At 67.1% G+C, this 1,287-nt stretch carries 1 protein-coding gene; it reads right to left on the bottom strand.

Going from position 1 to position 1,287, the window contains the following annotated elements; translation table 11 throughout:
• Positions 1-1,281: IS256 family transposase (locus ABD899_RS18840; protein ID WP_345208906.1), on the bottom strand; the 1,281-nt coding region annotated here is incomplete at its 3' end.
• Positions 1,282-1,287: the final 6 nt, after the last annotated feature.

Raw genomic sequence — 1,287 nt, 5'->3', positions numbered from 1 at the left:
CCGGTCGGCGAAGGTGACGGCGAAGGCGTTCAGGGCTGGCTTCCACCGGGTGACCCATCGTGCCTGCCCCAGCCCTTTGGGGTCTAGGGATCGGGTGACCAGGTACAGCGTCTTCAGCGCGGCCTGCTCGGTGGGGAAGTGTCCCTTGGCGTTGACAGCGCGCCGGTAGCGTGCGTTGAGCGACTCGATCGCGTTGGTCGAGCAGAGCACCTTGCGGATCTCGACGTCGTAGTCCAGGAACGGGATGAACTGTTCCCAGCTGTTGCGCCACAGCTTGGGGATGGCCGGGTACGCCTTGCCCCACTTCTCCTCGAGCTCCTCGAACGCCGCCCAGGCCGCGGTCGCGTTGGGCGCGGTGTAGATCGGGCGCAGGTCCTTGGCGATGGCCTGCCAGTACCGCTTGGAGGCGTACCGGAAGGTGCCCCGGATCAGGTGCACGATGCAGGTCTGGACGATCGCGTCCGGGAACACGGCGTTCACGCTGTCCGGCAGCCCTTTCAGGCCGTCGCAGACGATGAAGAACACGTCGGCCACGCCCCGGTTCTTCAGGTCGGTCAGCACGTTCATCCAGAACTTCGACGACTCACCGGCGCCGTGTCCGGCCCACAGCCCGAGCACGTCGCGGTGGCCGTGCAGGTCGACCCCGATCGCGGCGTAGAACGGCTGGTTGCCGACCTGCCCGTCACGGACCTTGACCATGATGGCGTCGATGAAGACCGCCGCGTACACCCGCTGCAGCGGCCGGGAAGACCAGGCCTGCATGTCCTCGATCACCTTCTCGGTGATCCTGGAGACGGTGTCCTTGGACACCGACGCCCCGTAGATCTCGGCGAAGTGCGCGCTGATCTCCCCGGTGGTCAACCCGCGGGCGTACAACGACAGCACGATCGCGTCGACATCGGACAGGCGGCGCTGCCGCTTCTTGACGATCACCGGTTCGAAGCTGCCCTCCCGGTCCCGCGGCACCTCGACCTGGACCGGGCCGGCGTTGTCGGTCAACACCGTCTTGGCCCGTGTCCCGTTCCGCGAGTTGCCGCCATTACGTCCCTCGACCGCGTGCTTGTCGTACCCGACGTGCTCGGTCATCTCCTCCTCGAGGGCGGCCTCGATGACCTGCTTGGTGATCGCCTTCAGCAGCCCGTCAGGGCCGGTTAGGTCATCACCCCTGGCGCGAGCGGCCTTGACCAGCTCGCGGACCGCGGCGCGCTCCGCCTCCTCGGGCGTGAGCGTCCTCTTGCCTGCCTTACGCAGTGGGCTCACGCCCACCAGTGTGTCGGTCATGATCCC

The organism is Fodinibacter luteus, assembly GCF_039541575.1.
GTDB lineage: Bacteria > Actinomycetota > Actinomycetes > Actinomycetales > Dermatophilaceae > Fodinibacter > Fodinibacter luteus.
The sequence above is the reverse complement of the archived record's forward strand: the minus strand, read 5'-3'. Positions and strand labels throughout refer to the sequence as shown.